At 71.1% G+C, this 15,316-nt stretch carries 13 protein-coding genes; 6 read left to right on the forward strand and 7 right to left on the reverse strand.

The genetic code is table 11. The features are described from left to right. Positions 1-108: 108 nt before the first annotated feature. On the reverse strand, positions 109-2,379 hold the full coding sequence (locus MFF56_RS28625; protein WP_238231896.1) for a GumC family protein: 2,271 nt from the start codon (positions 2,377-2,379) through the stop codon (positions 109-111). A 191-nt stretch (positions 2,380-2,570) separates the two neighbouring features. Here MFF56_RS28625 and MFF56_RS28630 point away from each other — a divergent pair, with 191 nt between their 5' ends. Further along, complete coding sequence (locus MFF56_RS28630) at positions 2,571-3,143, forward strand: polysaccharide biosynthesis/export family protein (RefSeq protein ID WP_066922394.1); 573 nt, start codon at positions 2,571-2,573, stop codon at positions 3,141-3,143. Between the two features lie 6 nt (positions 3,144-3,149). Here the strand turns inward: MFF56_RS28630 and MFF56_RS28635 are convergent, their stop codons facing one another. Beyond that, the gene (locus MFF56_RS28635) at positions 3,150-3,920 is read right to left on the reverse strand and encodes an SDR family NAD(P)-dependent oxidoreductase (RefSeq protein ID WP_066922407.1); all 771 of its coding nucleotides are present in this window, start codon (positions 3,918-3,920) and stop codon (positions 3,150-3,152) included. 224 nt (positions 3,921-4,144) lie between these two features. Between MFF56_RS28635 and MFF56_RS28640 the strand changes: the two genes are divergently transcribed. Beyond that, positions 4,145-4,789 carry a TetR/AcrR family transcriptional regulator gene (locus tag MFF56_RS28640; protein WP_066922396.1) on the forward strand — a complete coding sequence of 215 codons (645 nt, stop codon included), beginning with the start codon at positions 4,145-4,147 and terminating at the stop codon, positions 4,787-4,789. Positions 4,790-4,915: 126 nt separating this feature from the next. Here the strand turns inward: MFF56_RS28640 and MFF56_RS28645 are convergent, their stop codons facing one another. The 5 genes from MFF56_RS28645 to MFF56_RS28665 all read right to left on the reverse strand — a co-directional run bounded on the left by MFF56_RS28645 (position 4,916) and on the right by MFF56_RS28665 (position 9,495). After that, positions 4,916-5,260, reverse strand: coding sequence for a DUF1330 domain-containing protein (locus MFF56_RS28645; RefSeq protein ID WP_066922398.1), 345 nt, complete (start codon positions 5,258-5,260; stop codon positions 4,916-4,918). Then, positions 5,260-5,958, reverse strand: coding sequence for an orotidine-5'-phosphate decarboxylase (pyrF, locus tag MFF56_RS28650; RefSeq protein ID WP_066922400.1), 699 nt, complete (start codon positions 5,956-5,958; stop codon positions 5,260-5,262). The genes MFF56_RS28645 and pyrF overlap by 1 nt, the downstream gene beginning before the upstream one ends. Before the next feature lie 46 nt (positions 5,959-6,004). Further along, positions 6,005-6,634: a uracil-DNA glycosylase family protein gene (locus MFF56_RS28655; protein WP_066922402.1), complete on the reverse strand. Its 630-nt coding sequence runs from the start codon at positions 6,632-6,634 to the stop codon at positions 6,005-6,007. A 173-nt stretch (positions 6,635-6,807) separates the two neighbouring features. Continuing rightward, a complete protein-coding gene (locus tag MFF56_RS28660) occupies positions 6,808-9,018 on the reverse strand; it encodes a xanthine dehydrogenase family protein molybdopterin-binding subunit (RefSeq protein ID WP_238231898.1) in 2,211 nt (736 codons plus the stop codon). A 21-nt stretch (positions 9,019-9,039) separates the two neighbouring features. Continuing rightward, positions 9,040-9,495: a (2Fe-2S)-binding protein gene (locus MFF56_RS28665; RefSeq protein WP_066924063.1), complete on the reverse strand. Its 456-nt coding sequence runs from the start codon at positions 9,493-9,495 to the stop codon at positions 9,040-9,042. Between the two features lie 226 nt (positions 9,496-9,721). Here MFF56_RS28665 and MFF56_RS28670 point away from each other — a divergent pair, with 226 nt between their 5' ends. From MFF56_RS28670 to xoxJ, 4 genes are all read left to right on the forward strand, one after another. After that, entirely contained in the window at positions 9,722-11,227 is a 1,506-nt protein-coding gene (locus MFF56_RS28670) for a sensor histidine kinase (RefSeq protein WP_066924061.1), read from the forward strand. 662 nt (positions 11,228-11,889) lie between these two features. Next, on the forward strand, positions 11,890-13,695 hold the full coding sequence (xoxF1, locus tag MFF56_RS28675; protein ID WP_066924059.1) for a lanthanide-dependent methanol dehydrogenase XoxF1: 1,806 nt from the start codon (positions 11,890-11,892) through the stop codon (positions 13,693-13,695). Between the two features lie 136 nt (positions 13,696-13,831). Continuing rightward, positions 13,832-14,446: a c-type cytochrome, methanol metabolism-related gene (locus MFF56_RS28680; protein ID WP_066924057.1), complete on the forward strand. Its 615-nt coding sequence runs from the start codon at positions 13,832-13,834 to the stop codon at positions 14,444-14,446. Beyond that, the gene (xoxJ, locus tag MFF56_RS28685) at positions 14,446-15,309 is read left to right on the forward strand and encodes a rare earth element methanol dehydrogenase accessory protein XoxJ (protein WP_066924055.1); all 864 of its coding nucleotides are present in this window, start codon (positions 14,446-14,448) and stop codon (positions 15,307-15,309) included. The genes MFF56_RS28680 and xoxJ overlap by 1 nt, the downstream gene beginning before the upstream one ends. Positions 15,310-15,316 lie beyond the last annotated feature (7 nt).

The raw sequence follows: 15,316 nt of genomic DNA on the forward strand, positions 1-15,316 counted from the left end.
CGATGCCGGTCCGTCCACATCTGCTCTCTCCTCCGTCCTGCCAGACGGATCGTGTATTGGTGACACGAGACAGATGGGGACGGCCGGCGGAGGACCTCAAACAGGCTCTCAGGCGGCGGAGAGGCGCAGCTCCATCGGCTCCGCGACCGGCTCCGTTACCGGCTCGGCGCGGCGCGCGGGACGGTCCTGGGCCACCAGCACCTGCCCGGCGCCCGCATCCTCGGCGAGGCCGAACAGGTCGCCGAGTTCGGGATCGTCCGCCGAGGCGTTCGAGGCGAGGATCACGCTGTCCATCTGGGGGGCGAGCTGCGCCAGCAGCGCCAGGACCTCCGGCACGAGGCGCAGGCGGAAGACCACCCAGTCGTAGGCCTCCGCCGTGGCATCCACGGTCGCGGCCAGGACGTCGGGCTCGTCCAGCAGCACCTGCGTGTCCACGGACCCGGTCGCGATCCGCTGCAGGCCGCCCGCGGCCTGGATCACATCCTGGAAGGCGGCCTCGCCGGCGACGAGGTCGGTGAGGCCGGGTTCGTCCGCCTCCTCCTCCGGGCCGTTCAGGTCGATCGCGAGCGTCGCGGCGCCCGCCGCGAGATGCCGGGCGAGCGCGTCCGGCAGGTCGCCGTCCCGGCGCGGCTCGGTCTCGACCACCAGCACCGTGCGGCCCGAAGTCCGGCGCGGGCCGTCGCCCAGCCGGGCGACGAGCGGAGCGAGCGCGAACCCGGCCGGTTCCGGCGCGCCGGACGGCGCGGGCATCGGCTCCGGCTCCTGCGCCGCGGCGCGGGCCGCGGGCCGGGCGGGCATGGCCGGCGCCGCGTTGGCGAGGCCCCCCTCCCAGCGGCTCGGCGGCATCGCCTCGGGGAAGCTGTAGGGCTCGGTGCGCCGCCAGGACGGACCCGGTCCGCCCGGCCCGCCGCCGCCCTGCGGCGCGTCGCCGTCCCAGGGGGCGTCCCCGCCCCGCGGTTCGTGGGGTCCGGGCTCGGCCAGCAGGCGGCGCCCGATCACCGCGCCGCTCGAGAGCAGGAAGGCCAGCAGCGTCGCGAAGCCGAGCGTCGGCAGCTTCTTGGGGAAGGAGGGCTGCTCCGGCCGCACCGCCCGCGAGACGATGCGCGCGTCGGCCGGCGTCGCGCTCTCGGCGTCGCGGGCGGCGGCCTCGCGGTAGCGCGAGAGGTAGGATTCGAGCTGCTCGCGCTGCGCCTTGGCCTCGCGCTCCAGCGCGCGCAGCTCGACCTCGCTCGAATTGCCCTTCACCACCACGTCGCGCTGCCCGTCGACGGCGGCCTGCAGGCTCTCGACCCGGGAGGCGGCGATGCGGGCGTCGTTCTCGAGGGTCCTGCCGATGCGCTCGGCCGCGGCCCGGATCTGCGCGTCGAGCTCGCCGACCTGGGCGGTCAGCTCCTTGATGCGGGGATGGGCCGGCAGCAGGGTACGCGACTCGAGCGCGAGCTGCGCCCGCACGGTGATGCGGTTCTCGATCGTGCGGCGGATCAGCTCGTTGTTGGCGACGTCCGGGATCTCGAAGGCGCGCCCGTCCTTGACCATCTCCTTGATCGACTTCACCCGGCCCGCGAGGTCGGCCTGGATGGTGCGCGCCTGCGAGAGCTGGGTCGAGAGTTCGGAGAGCTGCTGGCTGGTCAGGCGCTGCCCCGTCGAGCCGGATCCGGAGACGAGGCCGTTCTTGGCCCGGAAGGCCTCGACCTTCGCCTCGGCCTCGGTGACGCGGCGGCGGAGCGTGTCGATGTTGCCGCCGAGCCAGGTCGAGGCGTAGCGGGCGGTATCGACCTTCGCCGCCTCCAGGGAGCCGAGATAGAGTTCGGCCACCGTGTTGGCGCCCTCGGCCGCGAGGTCCGGGTCGCGCGAGCGGAACTCGACCGTCAGGATGCGCGACTTGCCCGCCGGGTAGACCAGCAGGCGCTCGAGGAAGGCGTCGAGCACCCGCTCCTCGGCCGGGCGTTCGAGGGGGTTGCGGGCGAGACCGAGCAGCATCAGGGCCTGACGCAGGGGGCCGGGCGTGCCGGCCTCGGCGTCGAATTCCGGGTTGCCGACGAGCTTGAGCCGGCGGACCGCCTCGCGGGCGAGGTCGCGCGACATCATCACCTGCGCCTGGCTCGCCACGGCCTGCTCGTCGATCGGCGCGGCCTGATCGGCGCGTTCCTGAGCGGTGCGGGCGAAGGCGGGATCGCGGCTCTCCAGGAGCAGCTTGGCCTCCGCCGTGTAGCGCGGCGGCACGACCTGCACGAAGGCGAGGGCGGCGGCGGCGGCGGCCAGCGTCGGCAGAAGGATCCAGGCCCAGGAGCGGCGCAGCAGGCCCGGCAACTCGGCCACGCTGACGCCCTCCCCCGGGGAGCGGCCTTCGGGTGTTGCGCGCGGGCTGGAGCGGGACATGGACGGCCTTCGCGACGGTACGGGCGGACGTGCCGCCGGGCCGCATCATGACGCCGTTAAGGTTGAGCAGCCGTTAAGCGCTGGCCGCATCGCCGTGCCGGGGACGGGCCGGGGACGGGCCGGGTCAGTCTTCATTAACCCTAACGGACTAGACACCATCCCATCTGGTATTCTCCGACGGTCATGGTGTGATGAACCGGCGCGCTCTGCTCCTGGCACTTTCCGGCAGCCTCGCCCTCGGCGGCTGCCTCCGGCCCGAATTCCGCACCGCGGATCTCGACGCCACCGGCACCGGCTCGATCGGCGCCCGCTACACGCTCGCCGCGGGCGACAAGCTGCGGGTGATCGTGTTCGGGCAGGACAACCTCTCGAACATATACGCGGTCGACGGCGCCGGCCGCATCGCCATGCCGCTGATCGGCGCGGTCGGGATCGGCGGGCAGAGCACGGCCCAGGCCGCCCGCACCATCGAGGCGAAGCTCGCCTCGGGCTACGTGCGTGAGCCCCACGTCACCGTCGAGGTCGATGCCTACCGGCCCTTCTACATCCTGGGCGAGGTCACGACCTCGGGCCAGTACCCCTACGTCAACGGCATGACGGTGGAGAGCGCGGTCGCGATCGCGGCGGGCTTCGGCCCGCGGGCCGCCCGCGACTACGCCGTGCTGACCCGTGGCGGACCGGGCGGCCTCGTCAACGGCATCGTGCCGATGAGCTATCCGGTGCGCCCCGGCGACACGATCGTGATCAAGGAGCGCTTCTTCTGAGCCGTCTCAGGCGCCGCCCCACTGCATGGTGAGCCCGCCATCGACCACGAGGGTGTGGCCCGTGACGTAATCGGCCTCGTACGAGACGAGGTAGAGGATCGCCTGGGCGATGTCCTCCGGCTGGCCGGCCCGGTGCCAGGGGATCCGCTCGAGGGATTGTTCCAGCTTGTCGGGGTTCTCGAAGCGGTCGGCGGTCATCGGCGTCTCGATGAGGCCGGGCGCGACGTTGTTCACGTTGATCCTGTCCTCGGCGAGCTCCCGCGACAGGCTGCGGCACAGCGAGCCGAGCCCGGCCTTCGACATGCCGTAGGGCGCGCTCTCGGGCGTCGGCAGGTGCTGGGCGACCGAGGAGACGAACACCACCTTGCCGCGCCCGCCGGCCGCCCGCCGCAGGTGGATGAAGGGCCGCACGGTGAAGAGCGGCCCCATCAGGTTCACCCTGAGGATCTGTTCGAGGCGCGCGTCCTCCATGTCGGCCACGGCCATGCCGCTCATCGCCTGCCCCGCGTTGGCCACCAGGATGTCGAGCACGCCGAACCGGCTCGCGATCGTGTCGTAGGCGGCCCGCACCGCGCCCGGGTCGCCGACGTCGAGCTGAAGGGCGAGCGCCCGGCGGCCCGCGGCCTCGACGCGCGCTTGCGTCTCCCGGATGCCGTCCGCGTCCGTGTGGTAGGTGATCGCCACGTCCGCGCCCGCGCGGGCCAGGAGTTCGGCCGTGGCCCGGCCGATACCGGAATCGGCGCCCGTCACCAGGGCCCGCTTGTTCTGCAGCTTCATGCGTGTCGCCCGCTCCCCGGCGCGACGGCCCGGATCGCGGTGATGCGCCGCCGTCGGCATGGCAATCGATGCCCGCGGGCGCGGTTCCGGACCCGCGGCGGCGGCGCATCGTCCCCGTCCGGAACCGCCGCGCCGGGGCCGGCGTCTTTTGACGGGCCGGGCCGGCCTGCCTAATCAGGACGCAAGCCGGCTCAGCAGCCCCCGCCACGGCACATGCAGCGAGAATGACGACCCTGGCCCATCCGGATCCCGCGCAGGACGGCGCGCCCGAGGAGAGCGCGCCGACCACGCGCTGCCGCATCCTGGCGGTGGCCGAGCGCTCGTTCCGGGAGATCGGCTACCAGAAGACCACGGTGGCCGACATCGCCAAGACGCTGAAGATGAGCCCGGCCAACGTCTACCGCTTCTTCGACTCGAAGAAGGCGATCAACGAGGCCGTGGTCGAGCGCGTCACCGGCGAGGTCGAGGCGCTGATCGCCCGGATCGCGGACGCGGCCGGCCTCTCCGCCGAGGCGCGGCTGCGGCAGGCGATCACGATGCTTCACCGCGATACGGTCGAGCGCTGGGCCGGCTATCCGCGCATCCACGAGATGGTCGAGGCGGCGATGGGGGAGAGCTGGGAGGTCTGCCGCCACCATGTCGACCGCATCGGCGCCGTGTTCGAGCGCATCGTGCGCGACGGCGTCCGCAGCGGCGAGTTCGAGGCGGAGGATCCGGCGGTCGCGGCCCGCTGCGTGCAGGCCGCGATCCTGCGCCACACCCACCCGCTCATGGTGAGCCAGCTGCCGCAGGTGCCGGAACCGACCCTCGAGCAGATCGTCGCCTTCGCGCTGCGCGCCCTGCGGCCGGCGCGCCCGGCTGCGGGATGAGACGCGCGTCCGCTCCACGGATGCTGCGTGCTGCCTCGGTGTGAGGCTGGCGCACGCCGCAATTCCGCCCCTGCAGAGCAAGCGCCTGTGCCGAGCGGGCCCTGAGGCGGATAGAGCGCTGGTCCCCTACTCCGAGGCCGGCGTGCTCGCGGTCGGCGGCGCCTCCGTGGCGCCGGGCTGCGGGCCGTCGTAGCCCTGGATCACGAGGATCTCGGCCTGCGTGCTTCCTTGGAGTGCGCGGGCCTCTTGGTAGAGGTCGGAGTTCCAGCAGGCGAGCGCCGCCTCGTAGGTCGGGAATTCCAGCACCACGTTGCGGGCTCGCGCCGTGCCGGCCACCGCCTCGAAGCCGCCGCCCCGCACGAGGAAGCGCCCTCCGAACTTGGCGAACGCCGCCCCGTTCGCCTGCGCGTAGCGCCCGTAGGCCTCCGGGTCGCTCACATCGACCCGCACGATCCAGTAGCCTCTGGCCATCACGCCGACTCCATCTCCTCGACGATCGCCCGCGCCACGGCCCGCGGATCGGCCGCGCCCGTGATCGGGCGGCCGACCACGACGTGGTCGATGCCGGCCCGGCGTGCCTCTCCGGGCGTCAGCACCCGCTTCTGGTCGCCGGGGTCGGACCCCGCCGGACGGATGCCGGGGGTCACGATCAGGCGGTCGGGTCCCACGATGCCGCGCACCGCCGCCGCCTCGGCAGCGCTGCAGACGATGCCGTCGATGCCGATCTCGCGGGCCTGCTCCGAGCGCCGCGCCACCATCTCGGCGACCGGCAGGGCGTATCCGGCTTCCCGCGCGTCCGCCTCGTCGTAGGACGTCAGTACCGTGACGGCGAGGATCTTGAGGCGTCCGCCCCGGCCGCGCACCGCCGCCCGCATGGTCTGGGGATAGGCGTGCACCGTGAGGAAGCTGGCGCCGAGGTCGGCCACCGCCCGCACGCCCTCCTCCACCGTGTTGCCGATGTCGTGGAGCTTCAGGTCGAGGAACACCTTGAGGCCGCGGTCCGTCAGCGCGCGCGCGAAGGCGAGGCCGCCGCCGTACCCGAGCCGGTAGCCGATCTTGTAGAAGGTGGCCGCATCCCCGATCCGGTCCACCAGGGCGCGGGCGCCCTCCACGTCGGCGAGGTCGAGGGCGACGATCAGGCGGTCGCGCGGGTCGGTGATCTGGCTCATGCGGTCTCCGGTCGGGCGCGAGGGATCGGGCCGGCCTCACCGTTTGTCAATCGCGCGCCATCACCCGCGCGACCTCGGCACGCAGGACGGGAAGCAGTTCGGCCTCGAACCAGGGCTCGCGCTTCAGCCAGCCGTTGTTGCGCCAGGAGGGGTGCGGCAGTGGCAGCACGCGGGGCCTGCCCGGCCGGCCGAGGATCGCGCGCCAGCCGCGCACCGTGGCGGTGAGCCCACCCGGCATCCTGCCCAGGTGCCACCCTTGCGCGTACTGGCCGATCACCAGGATCAGCTCGAGGTCCGGCAGGCCCTCGAAGAGCTCGGCTCGCCAGCGCTCCGCGCATTCCCGCCGCGGCGGCCGGTCGCCACCCTTGGCGTCGAGGCCGGGGAAGCACGAGCCCATCGGCACGATGGCAACGCGGGCGGCGTCGTAGAAGGCCGCCTCGTCGAGGCCGAGCCAGGCGCGCAGCCGCACGCCGGAGGGGTCCGTGAAGGGCTTGCCGGTGCGGTTCGCTCGCGTGCCCGGCGCCTGGCTGGCGATGCAGAGCCGGGCGGTGCCCGAGCCCTGCACGATCGGCCGGGGCTCCTGGGGCAGGGGCGGCCCGTAGAGCGGGGCGTCGCGGCAGATCCGGCAGGCGCGCAGGCGCGTGGCGGTCGTCGCGAAGGTGTCGGGGGTGGTCATCCATCCGGCAGATGGGGGCTGCCACGATGAACGGCCAGGGCGCCGGGACGGACACGAAAAAACGGCGCGGGGTGAGCCGCGCCGTGAAGGGGTCTTGCTGGGGTCTAGAAAGCCTTGGGGTGCTTTCGAGAACGGGCTTAGACCCCGTGACCGCCGCCGCGATGTGCGGCGAATCACACGCCCTTCAGGCCGGCGAGGTCGAGGGGCAGCGCGCGCAGGCGCTGGCCGGTCGCCGCGAAGACCGCGTTGGAGATGGCAGGCGCCAGGACCGGGACGCCCGGCTCGCCGATGCCGGTCGGCGCCGCCTGGCTCGGCACGATGTGCACCGCGACCTCCGGCATCTCGCTCATCCGGGTCGGTTCGTAGGCGTCGAAGTTCCGTTCCTGCACCACGCCGTCCTTCAGGGTGACGCGGTTGCGCAGGACCGAGGAGAGCGCGAAGCCGACCGCGCCCTCGACCTGCGCCCGCACGATGTCCGGGTTGACCGCGATGCCGACATCGACCGCCGCCACGATCCGGTTGACCTTGATGCTGCCGGCGCCCGCGGTGACGTCGGCCACCATGGCCACGTAGGAGCCGAAGGATTCGTGGACGGCGACGCCGAGGGCGCGGCCCTTCTCGCTCTCCTGCGTCGCGCCCCAGCCCGCCTTCTCGGCCGCGAGCTTGAGCACCCCCGCGAGGCGCGGCGCGTTCGCCAGCAGCGAGAGGCGGTAGGCCACCGGATCGACCTTGGCGGCGTGGGCCAACTCGTCGATCATCACCTCCATGGCGTGCGCCGTGTGGGTGTGGCCGACCGAGCGCCACCACAGCACCGGCACGCCCTCGCGGGCGTTGTGGACCTCGAAGCGGTAGGCCGGCAGGGCGTAGGGCGTGTCGGAGGCGCCCTCGACCGTGGTGCCGTCGACGCCGTTCTTCACCAGCATCGCCTCGAACGGCGAGCCGATCATGATCGACTTGCCGACCATGACGTGCTGCCAGCCGGTCACCGCGCCCTTGGCGTCGAGGCCTGCCCGGATCTTGTGGTAGACGGTCGGGCGGTAGTAGCCGCCCGTCATGTCGTCCTCGCGGGTCCAGACGAGGTGCACGGGCGCCTTCGCGTCCCAGGCCTTCAGGATGTGGGCGGCCTCCGCGATGTAGTCGGCGGACGGCGTGGCGCGCCGGCCGAAGGAGCCGCCGGCCCACTGCGTGTGCAGCCGGACCTTGTCGGGGGTGACGCCGAGGATCGCGGCGGCGGTCGCCTGCTCGATCGTCTGGAACTGCAAGCCCGCATAGATGTCGTAGGTGCCGTCCGGCGCCCGCTCGATCGTGGCGTTCAAGGGCTCCATCGCGGCATGCGCCAGGTAGGGGAAGCTGAACTCCGCCTCCAGGACCTGGGCCGCGCCCTTGATGCCGGCGGCCGGGTCTCCGCGCTCGGAGGCGACGATGCCGGGGCGCTTGGCCGTCTCGCGGTACGCGGCCAGGATCGCGTCGGAGGAGCGGGTCTCGGCCGCGCTCTCGTCCCAGGTGACCTTCAGGGCCTCGCGGCCCTTCATCGCCGCCCAGGTGTCGCGGGCGATGACCGCGACGCCGCTCGGGACCGCCACCACGTCGATCACGCCCGCGACCTTGCGGGCGGCCGCGTCGTCGAAGCCCGTCACGGTGGCGCCGAAGCGCGGCGGGTGGGCGACGACCGCCGTGACCTGGCCGGGGCGGCGCGTGTCGAGGGCGTAGACCGCGCTGCCGTCGGTCTTCATCTTCGAGTCGAGGCGCGGCACGCGCTGGCCGATGAGCCGCCACTGGCCCGGGTCCTTCAGGCGCGGCTCCTGCGGCACGGGCAGCGAGGCGGCGGACGCCGCGAGTTCCCCGAAGCGGGCCTCCCGGTTCGAGCCCGCGTGGCGCACCGTGCCGTTCTCGACGGTGATCTCGGCCACCGGCACCTTCCAGGCGAAGGCGGCGGCGGCCACCAGCATCTCGCGGGCGGCGGCACCCGCCTTGCGCAACTGCATCCAGGAATTGGCCACCGCGGTCGAGCCGCCGGTGCCCTGGATCGGGCCCATCAGCAGGTTGTTGTAGAGCGCGGCGTCGGCGGGCGCGAACTCGGTGCGGACCGTCGCCCAGTCGGCGTCGAGCTCGTCGGCCAGGATCGTGGCGAGGCCCGTGGTGTTGCCCTGGCCCATGTCGAGGTGCTTGACGATGACCGTCACGGTGTCGTCGGCCCCGATCCGCACGAAGGCGTTGGGCTGCGCCTTCACGGCGGCAAGGTCGGCGCCCGCGGCGCGCGCCTTGCCGAGATCGAGGCGGAAGCCGATCACGATGGCGCCGGCAGCGGCCGCCGCGCCGGTGAGGAAGCCGCGGCGGCTCGCGCGCGGCGAGGATTGGGTCGTCGGCTGACGGATCTTCAGCATGGGGGTGCTCCGGTCAGGACGTCAGGCGAGGGAGCGGGCGGCTTCGTGGATCGCCGCCCGGATGCGCTGGTAGGTGCCGCAGCGGCAGATGTTGCCGTCCATGGCGCCGTCGATGTCGGCGTCGGTCGGCTTCGGGTTGCCGGCGAGCAGACCGATCGCCGACATGATCTGGCCCGACTGGCAGTAGCCGCACTGCACGACGTCGAGCTTGCGCCACGCGCCCTGCACCGCCTCGGCCACGCGGCCCGAGACGCCCTCGATCGTGGTGATCTGCGCGTCGCCCACGTCCCCGATCCGGGTCTGGCAGGCGCGGGCCGGCTGCCCGTCGAGGTGGACCGTGCAGGCGCCGCACTGGGCGATGCCGCAGCCGTACTTGGTGCCCGTCTTGTCGAGGCGGTCGCGCAGCACCCAGAGGAGCGGCATGTCGGGATCGGCCTCGACCTCGTGCGTCGTGCCGTTGACGGTGAGCTTGACCATCCGAACCCTCCCCTGGATCGCGGACCCTACAACCGGGTGAGCGTTAATCCGCTCCGCATCCCATGCATGTGCGCCGGAGCACGCAACCTCCGCGTGAATCGCCGATGCGCGGGTTGCGGACAATCCGAGGGGTCGCGGCAGGCCGTTCTTAACACATCCGACCCATTCTGGCGCAGGCGGCCGGGAACGGGCCGCGGCCTTCTCCTGCGCAGCGTTCAAGGGTTCGATGTCCGACCTGACCGTCGAGATGGTGCAGCGCGGGCGCGGTCCCTCGACGGAGGAGGTGGCGCGGCGGCGGGGCATCGCCCGGGACATGCGCTCGGCGCGCGAGCGTCTCACCTCGCAGACCGGACTCGAGCGCGCCTTCGACTACGAACTCCTGCGTCACTACGCCCAGTACCGCACAGGCGCGGGGATCCCGCTCGGCCTCTTCGCCATCGTGCTGGCGGTCGCCGCGAGCTTCTGGACCGGGCCGCTGATCCCGGTGGTCTGGGCCGTCGGCGTCATCCTGCTGGTCACGCTCAACACCGCGATGAGCCTGCGCTTCCTGCGGACGGACCCGCAGGCGATCGCGCTGCCGCGCTGGCGCCGCCGCTTCGTCATCGGGGAGGCGCTGCAGAGCCTCGCCTGGGCGGCGATGGTCGGGCTCGGGGCCACCAGCGGCTGGACCTTCGGCCTGTTCGGTCTCGTCATCGCCTCGGCGGTCGCCACCATGCTCGCCGCCACCGTGCCCGCCGCGGCGGTGGCCGCGCTCGCGCCGCTGATCGCCGGGGCGCTGGCGCTGCTCGCCTTCTCGCGCGAGACCGACGCGCTGCTCCTCGTGGCGATGGCCTGCGGCTCGCAGATCTTCTTCCTCGGGCTCGCGCGCCGCCTCTACACCTCGACGGTGGGCGCGCTCCAGTCGCGGGCGGAGAAGGACGCGGTGTTCGGCGAGCTGGAGCAGGCCAAGGCCAATTCCGACGAGGCGCGGCGGCGCGCCGAGGAGGCGAACCTCGCCAAGTCCCGCTTCCTCGCCACGATGAGCCACGAGCTGCGCACGCCGCTCAACGCGATCCTCGGCTTCTCGGAGGTGATGAAGAACGAGGTCTTCGGCGCGCACGCCGCCCCGAGCTACCGGGAGTACTCCACCGACATCCATGACAGCGGGATGCACCTCCTCAACCTCATCAACGAGATCCTCGACCTCTCCCGCATCGAGGCGGGCCGCTACGAGATGAACGAGGAGGCGGTGCAGCTCGCCCACGTGGTCGAGGAGTGCCGCCACATGATGGGCCTGAAGGCCAAGGCCAAGAACCAGGCCTTCGCCGAGTTCATCGACGCCTCGCTGCCGCGGATCTGGGCCGACGAGCGGGCGCTGCGCCAGATCGTGCTCAACCTCCTGTCGAACGCCGTGAAGTTCACGCCGCCGGGCGGCGAGATCACCATCAAGGTCGGCTGGACCAGCTCCGGCGGACAGTACGTCGCGGTCAAGGACAGCGGGCCCGGCATCCCGGAGGACGAGATCGACACCGTGATGTCCTCGTTCGGCCGCGGCTCGATGGCGATCAAGACCGCCGAGCAGGGGTCGGGACTCGGCCTGCCGATCGTGAAGGGGCTCGTGGACCTGCACGGAGGCAACTTCACCCTCAGGTCCCGCCCGCGCGAGGGGACAGAGGTCATCGTCACCCTGCCGGCGAGCCGGGTGATGGACACGCTCACGGCGGTGGCCGTGCCGGCCGCGCGCGCGGCCTGAGCGGGCCTGAGTGGTCCTGAGCGGGCCTGATCCTCGCCCGGTCGTCGCCCGGCCCGTGCGGACACCCGCCGGATGCGCTCGGGCGCGCATTCGCCGGCCCGAGGAGGGTGGAGATTCGGGAGGATCCGGCATCCGCGGGCATTCTCGTGCCGGCTCGCGATCGAAGCCCGGAAGCCTTACAGAATGCCCCGCCCCGCATCGGCGGCAGGACAGTGTTCGGCGCTGCAAAAGCGGTTCCGCCCGCTCCCGGTGCATGCGTGGCGCGGCCGCGGCGAGTGGTTTTGCGTAATACGCATGAACAGGCCCAGAACAGGGCACGGAACGTCGGCCGGATGAGTTGCCATGCTGCGATGCACAAAGAGTTTGTGCGTGGCAGCATTTGGCGTGGCGCGAGCTGGACTGGGGATCTGCGCTGCCCTGTCGCGGGTAGAAGCGGCAAGACGGATTGACGGCGCTCAAATTTCTCTTAGAGTTCGTTCAAGCTTCGGTTTCGAGGGGCTGGCCGAAGGGATGGCCGGCTCTGGTTCGGTGCTCGTTCGGCACCGTGAGAGCGACCCGCTACCGAGGCGTAATGGTATCCCTGTCGCAAACAGCAGGTCAGGTCTCGCCGTCGCGGGCTGAACACCCGTGGCCAGGGCCTCAAAGACTTGTCGGAGGAATCCATGAGAGCGGTTCATCTTCTCGCCCTCGGTGCAGGCGTCGCGGCGTTCGCTGCCCCGGCCCTGGCCAATGACAGCGTCATGAAGGGCATCGCCAACCCGGCGGAGCAGGTGCTTCAGACGGTCGACTACGCCAACACGCGCTATTCCAAGCTCGACCAGATCAACGCCTCGAACGTGAAGAACCTCCAGGTCGCCTGGACCTTCTCGACCGGCGTGCTGCGCGGCCACGAGGGCTCGCCCCTCGTCGTCGGCAACATGATGTACGTCCACACCCCCTTCCCGAACATCGTCTACGCGCTCGACCTCGACAACGAGGCCAAGATCGTCTGGAAGTACGAGCCCAAGCAGGATCCGTCCGTGATCCCGGTGATGTGCTGCGACACGGTGAACCGTGGTCTGGCCTACGCCGACGGCACCATCATCCTGCACCAGGCCGACACCACGGTCGTGTCGCTCGACGCCAAGACCGGCAAGGTCAACTGGTCGGTCGTGAACGGCGACCCGAAGAAGGGCGAGACCAACACCGCGACCGTCCTGCCGGTCAAGGACAAGGTTATCGTCGGCATCTCGGGCGGCGAGTTCGGCGTGCAGTGCCACGTCACCGCCTACGACCTGAAGTCGGGCAAGAAGGTGTGGCGCGGCTACTCGATGGGTCCGGACGATCAGCTGCTCGTCGACCCGGAGAAGACCACCTCGCTCGGCAAGCCGATCGGCAAGGACTCCTCGCTGAAGACCTGGGAAGGCGATCAGTGGAAGACCGGCGGCGGCTGCACCTGGGGCTGGTTCTCGTACGACCCGAAGCTCGACCTGGTCTATTACGGCTCGGGCAACCCCTCGACCTGGAACCCGAAGCAGCGTCCGGGCGACAACAAGTGGTCCATGACGATCTGGGCGCGTAACCCGGACACCGGCATGACCAAGTGGGTCTACCAGATGACCCCGCACGACGAGTGGGACTTCGACGGCATCAACGAGATGATCCTTACCGACCAGAAGGTCGACGGCAAGGATCGTCCGCTGCTGACCCACTTCGACCGCAACGGCTTCGGCTACACCCTGGACCGCGCGACCGGCGAACTCCTCGTCGCCGAGAAGTTCGATCCGGTGGTGAACTGGGCCACCAAGGTCGACATGGACAAGGGTTCGAAGACCTACGGCCGTCCGCTGGTCGTGTCGAAGTACTCGACCGAGCAGAACGGCGAGGACGTGAACTCGAAGGGCATCTGCCCGGCGGCGCTCGGCACCAAGGACCAGCAGCCGGCGGCCTACTCGCCCAAGACCAACCTGTTCTACGTGCCCACCAACCACGTCTGCATGGACTACGAGCCGTTCCGGGTGAGCTACACCCCGGGCCAGCCCTACGTCGGTGCGACCCTGTCGATGTACCCCGCCCCCGGCTCGCACGGCGGCATGGGTAACTTCATCGCCTGGGACGGCGTCAACGGTAAGATCAAGTGGTCGAACGCCGAGCAGTTCTCGGTGTGGTCGGGCGCTCTTGCCACCGCCGGCGACGTGGTCTTCTACGGTACCCTCGAGGGCTACCTGAAGGCGGTCGACTCGAAGACGGGCAAGGAGCTGTACAAGTTCAAGACCCCGTCGGGCATCATCGGCAACGTGATGACCTACCAGCACAAGGGCAAGCAGTACGTGGGCGTCCTCTCGGGCGTCGGCGGCTGGGCCGGCATCGGCCTCGCGGCCGGCCTGACCGACCCGAATGCCGGTCTCGGCGCGGTCGGCGGCTACGCGGCCCTGTCGAACTACACCAACCTCGGCGGTCAGCTGACCGTGTTCGCGCTGCCGAACTAATCGGTCGCGGGTCTCAGGGGTGAATGGGTACCGGCGCGGGCTTCCGCGCCGGTACTCTTATGATTAGACTGTTCCTCAAGAAGGCCGGCCCCGAACGGTGGAATGGCACGGCCAAAGGTCCAGGGAGAAACATCCGTTGAACCACCTCAGCACGTTCGTCACGCGGCCGCTCGTGGCTGCCCTCGCCCTAGCAACCGTCAACGTGGTTGCCGTACATGCTGAGGATGCCAAGCCTGCCGATCCCGCCCTCGCCAACTCGCTCAACCCGAACGACAAGACCGCCGAGCAGGACGAGAAGCTCCTCAAGCGCGACGCGGCCGTGAAGGTCGAGGACGGCAAGTACTTCGACGCCGAAGGTCACCCGACCTTCCACGTCACCAACGAGGGCAAGAAGTTCGACTGGTACGCCTATTCGGGCTACCGCCGCTATCACGCCGAGTGCCACGTCTGCCACGGCCCGGACGGCATGGGCTCGACCTACGCGCCCGCCCTCAAGGATTCGCTGAAGCGCCTGTCCTACGAGGAGTTCATCGGCATCATCGCCGGCGGCCGCCAGAACCACACCGCGGGCGGCGGCGAGAGCGTGATGCCGGCCTTCGGCGACAACAAGAACGTCATGTGCTACGCCGACGACCTCTACGTCTACCTGAAGGCGCGCGCCGCGGGCGCCATGGGCCGCGTCCGTCCGAGCGACAAGGAGGACAAGCCCGAGGCCGCCAAGAAGGCCGAGAAGGAGTGCCTGGGCGGCTGATGACGCCCCGCGCGACCGCCACGGCTGCCGCCTGCGCGCTCCTGCTTCTGGCAGGAGCGCGCGAGGCTCCGGCGCAGCACCTGCCCGACCTCGTCACCACCGACACGCTGCGCGTTTGCGGCGACCCGGGCAACATGCCGTTCTCCCAGCGCAAGGAGGACGGGTTCGAGAACCGGATCGCGGCGATCGTCGCGGACGAACTGAAGGTCAAGGTCCGGTACTACTGGCTGACGCAGGGGCCGGGCTTCGTGCGCAACACGCTGGGCACCGGCCTGTGCGACCTCATCATCGGCTCCGCGTTCGGCAGCGAGCTCGTCCAGAGCACCAATCCCTACTACCGCTCCGCCTACACGCTGGTGACGCGCCGCGGCGAGTTCACCGACGTGACCGGGCTCGACGATGCCCGCCTCAAGGGCAAGCGCATCGGCGTGATCGCCGGCACGCCGCCGGTCAACCGGATGGGCGATCTCGGCCTGATCTCCGGGATGAAGGCCTACGCGCCCTACCAGCTCGACCCCGCCCGCCCGCACCAGACGGTCTCGGCCGAGGTGATCTCCGACCTCGCCGATGGCGCGATCGACGCCGCGGTGATCTGGGGTCCGGCCGCGGGCTGGCTCGCCAAGCAGGCGGCGGCGCGCACGGGCAAGCCCCTCGACGTGGTGCCCCTCCTCAAGGAGCCCGACCGCCCCGCCATGACCTACCGGATCGGCATGGGCGTGCGGCTCGGCGAGGACGACTGGAAGCGCCAGCTCAACACGATCCTGCGCAAGCGCCGCGACGACATCGAGCGCGTGCTGCGGGAGTTCGACGTGCCGCTGCTCGACGAGAACGACAACCGGCTGCTGGAGCCGGGCAAGCCGTAGGCAGGGA

The sequence above is a fragment of the Methylobacterium hispanicum genome, from assembly GCF_022179285.1.
GTDB lineage: Bacteria > Pseudomonadota > Alphaproteobacteria > Rhizobiales > Beijerinckiaceae > Methylobacterium > Methylobacterium hispanicum.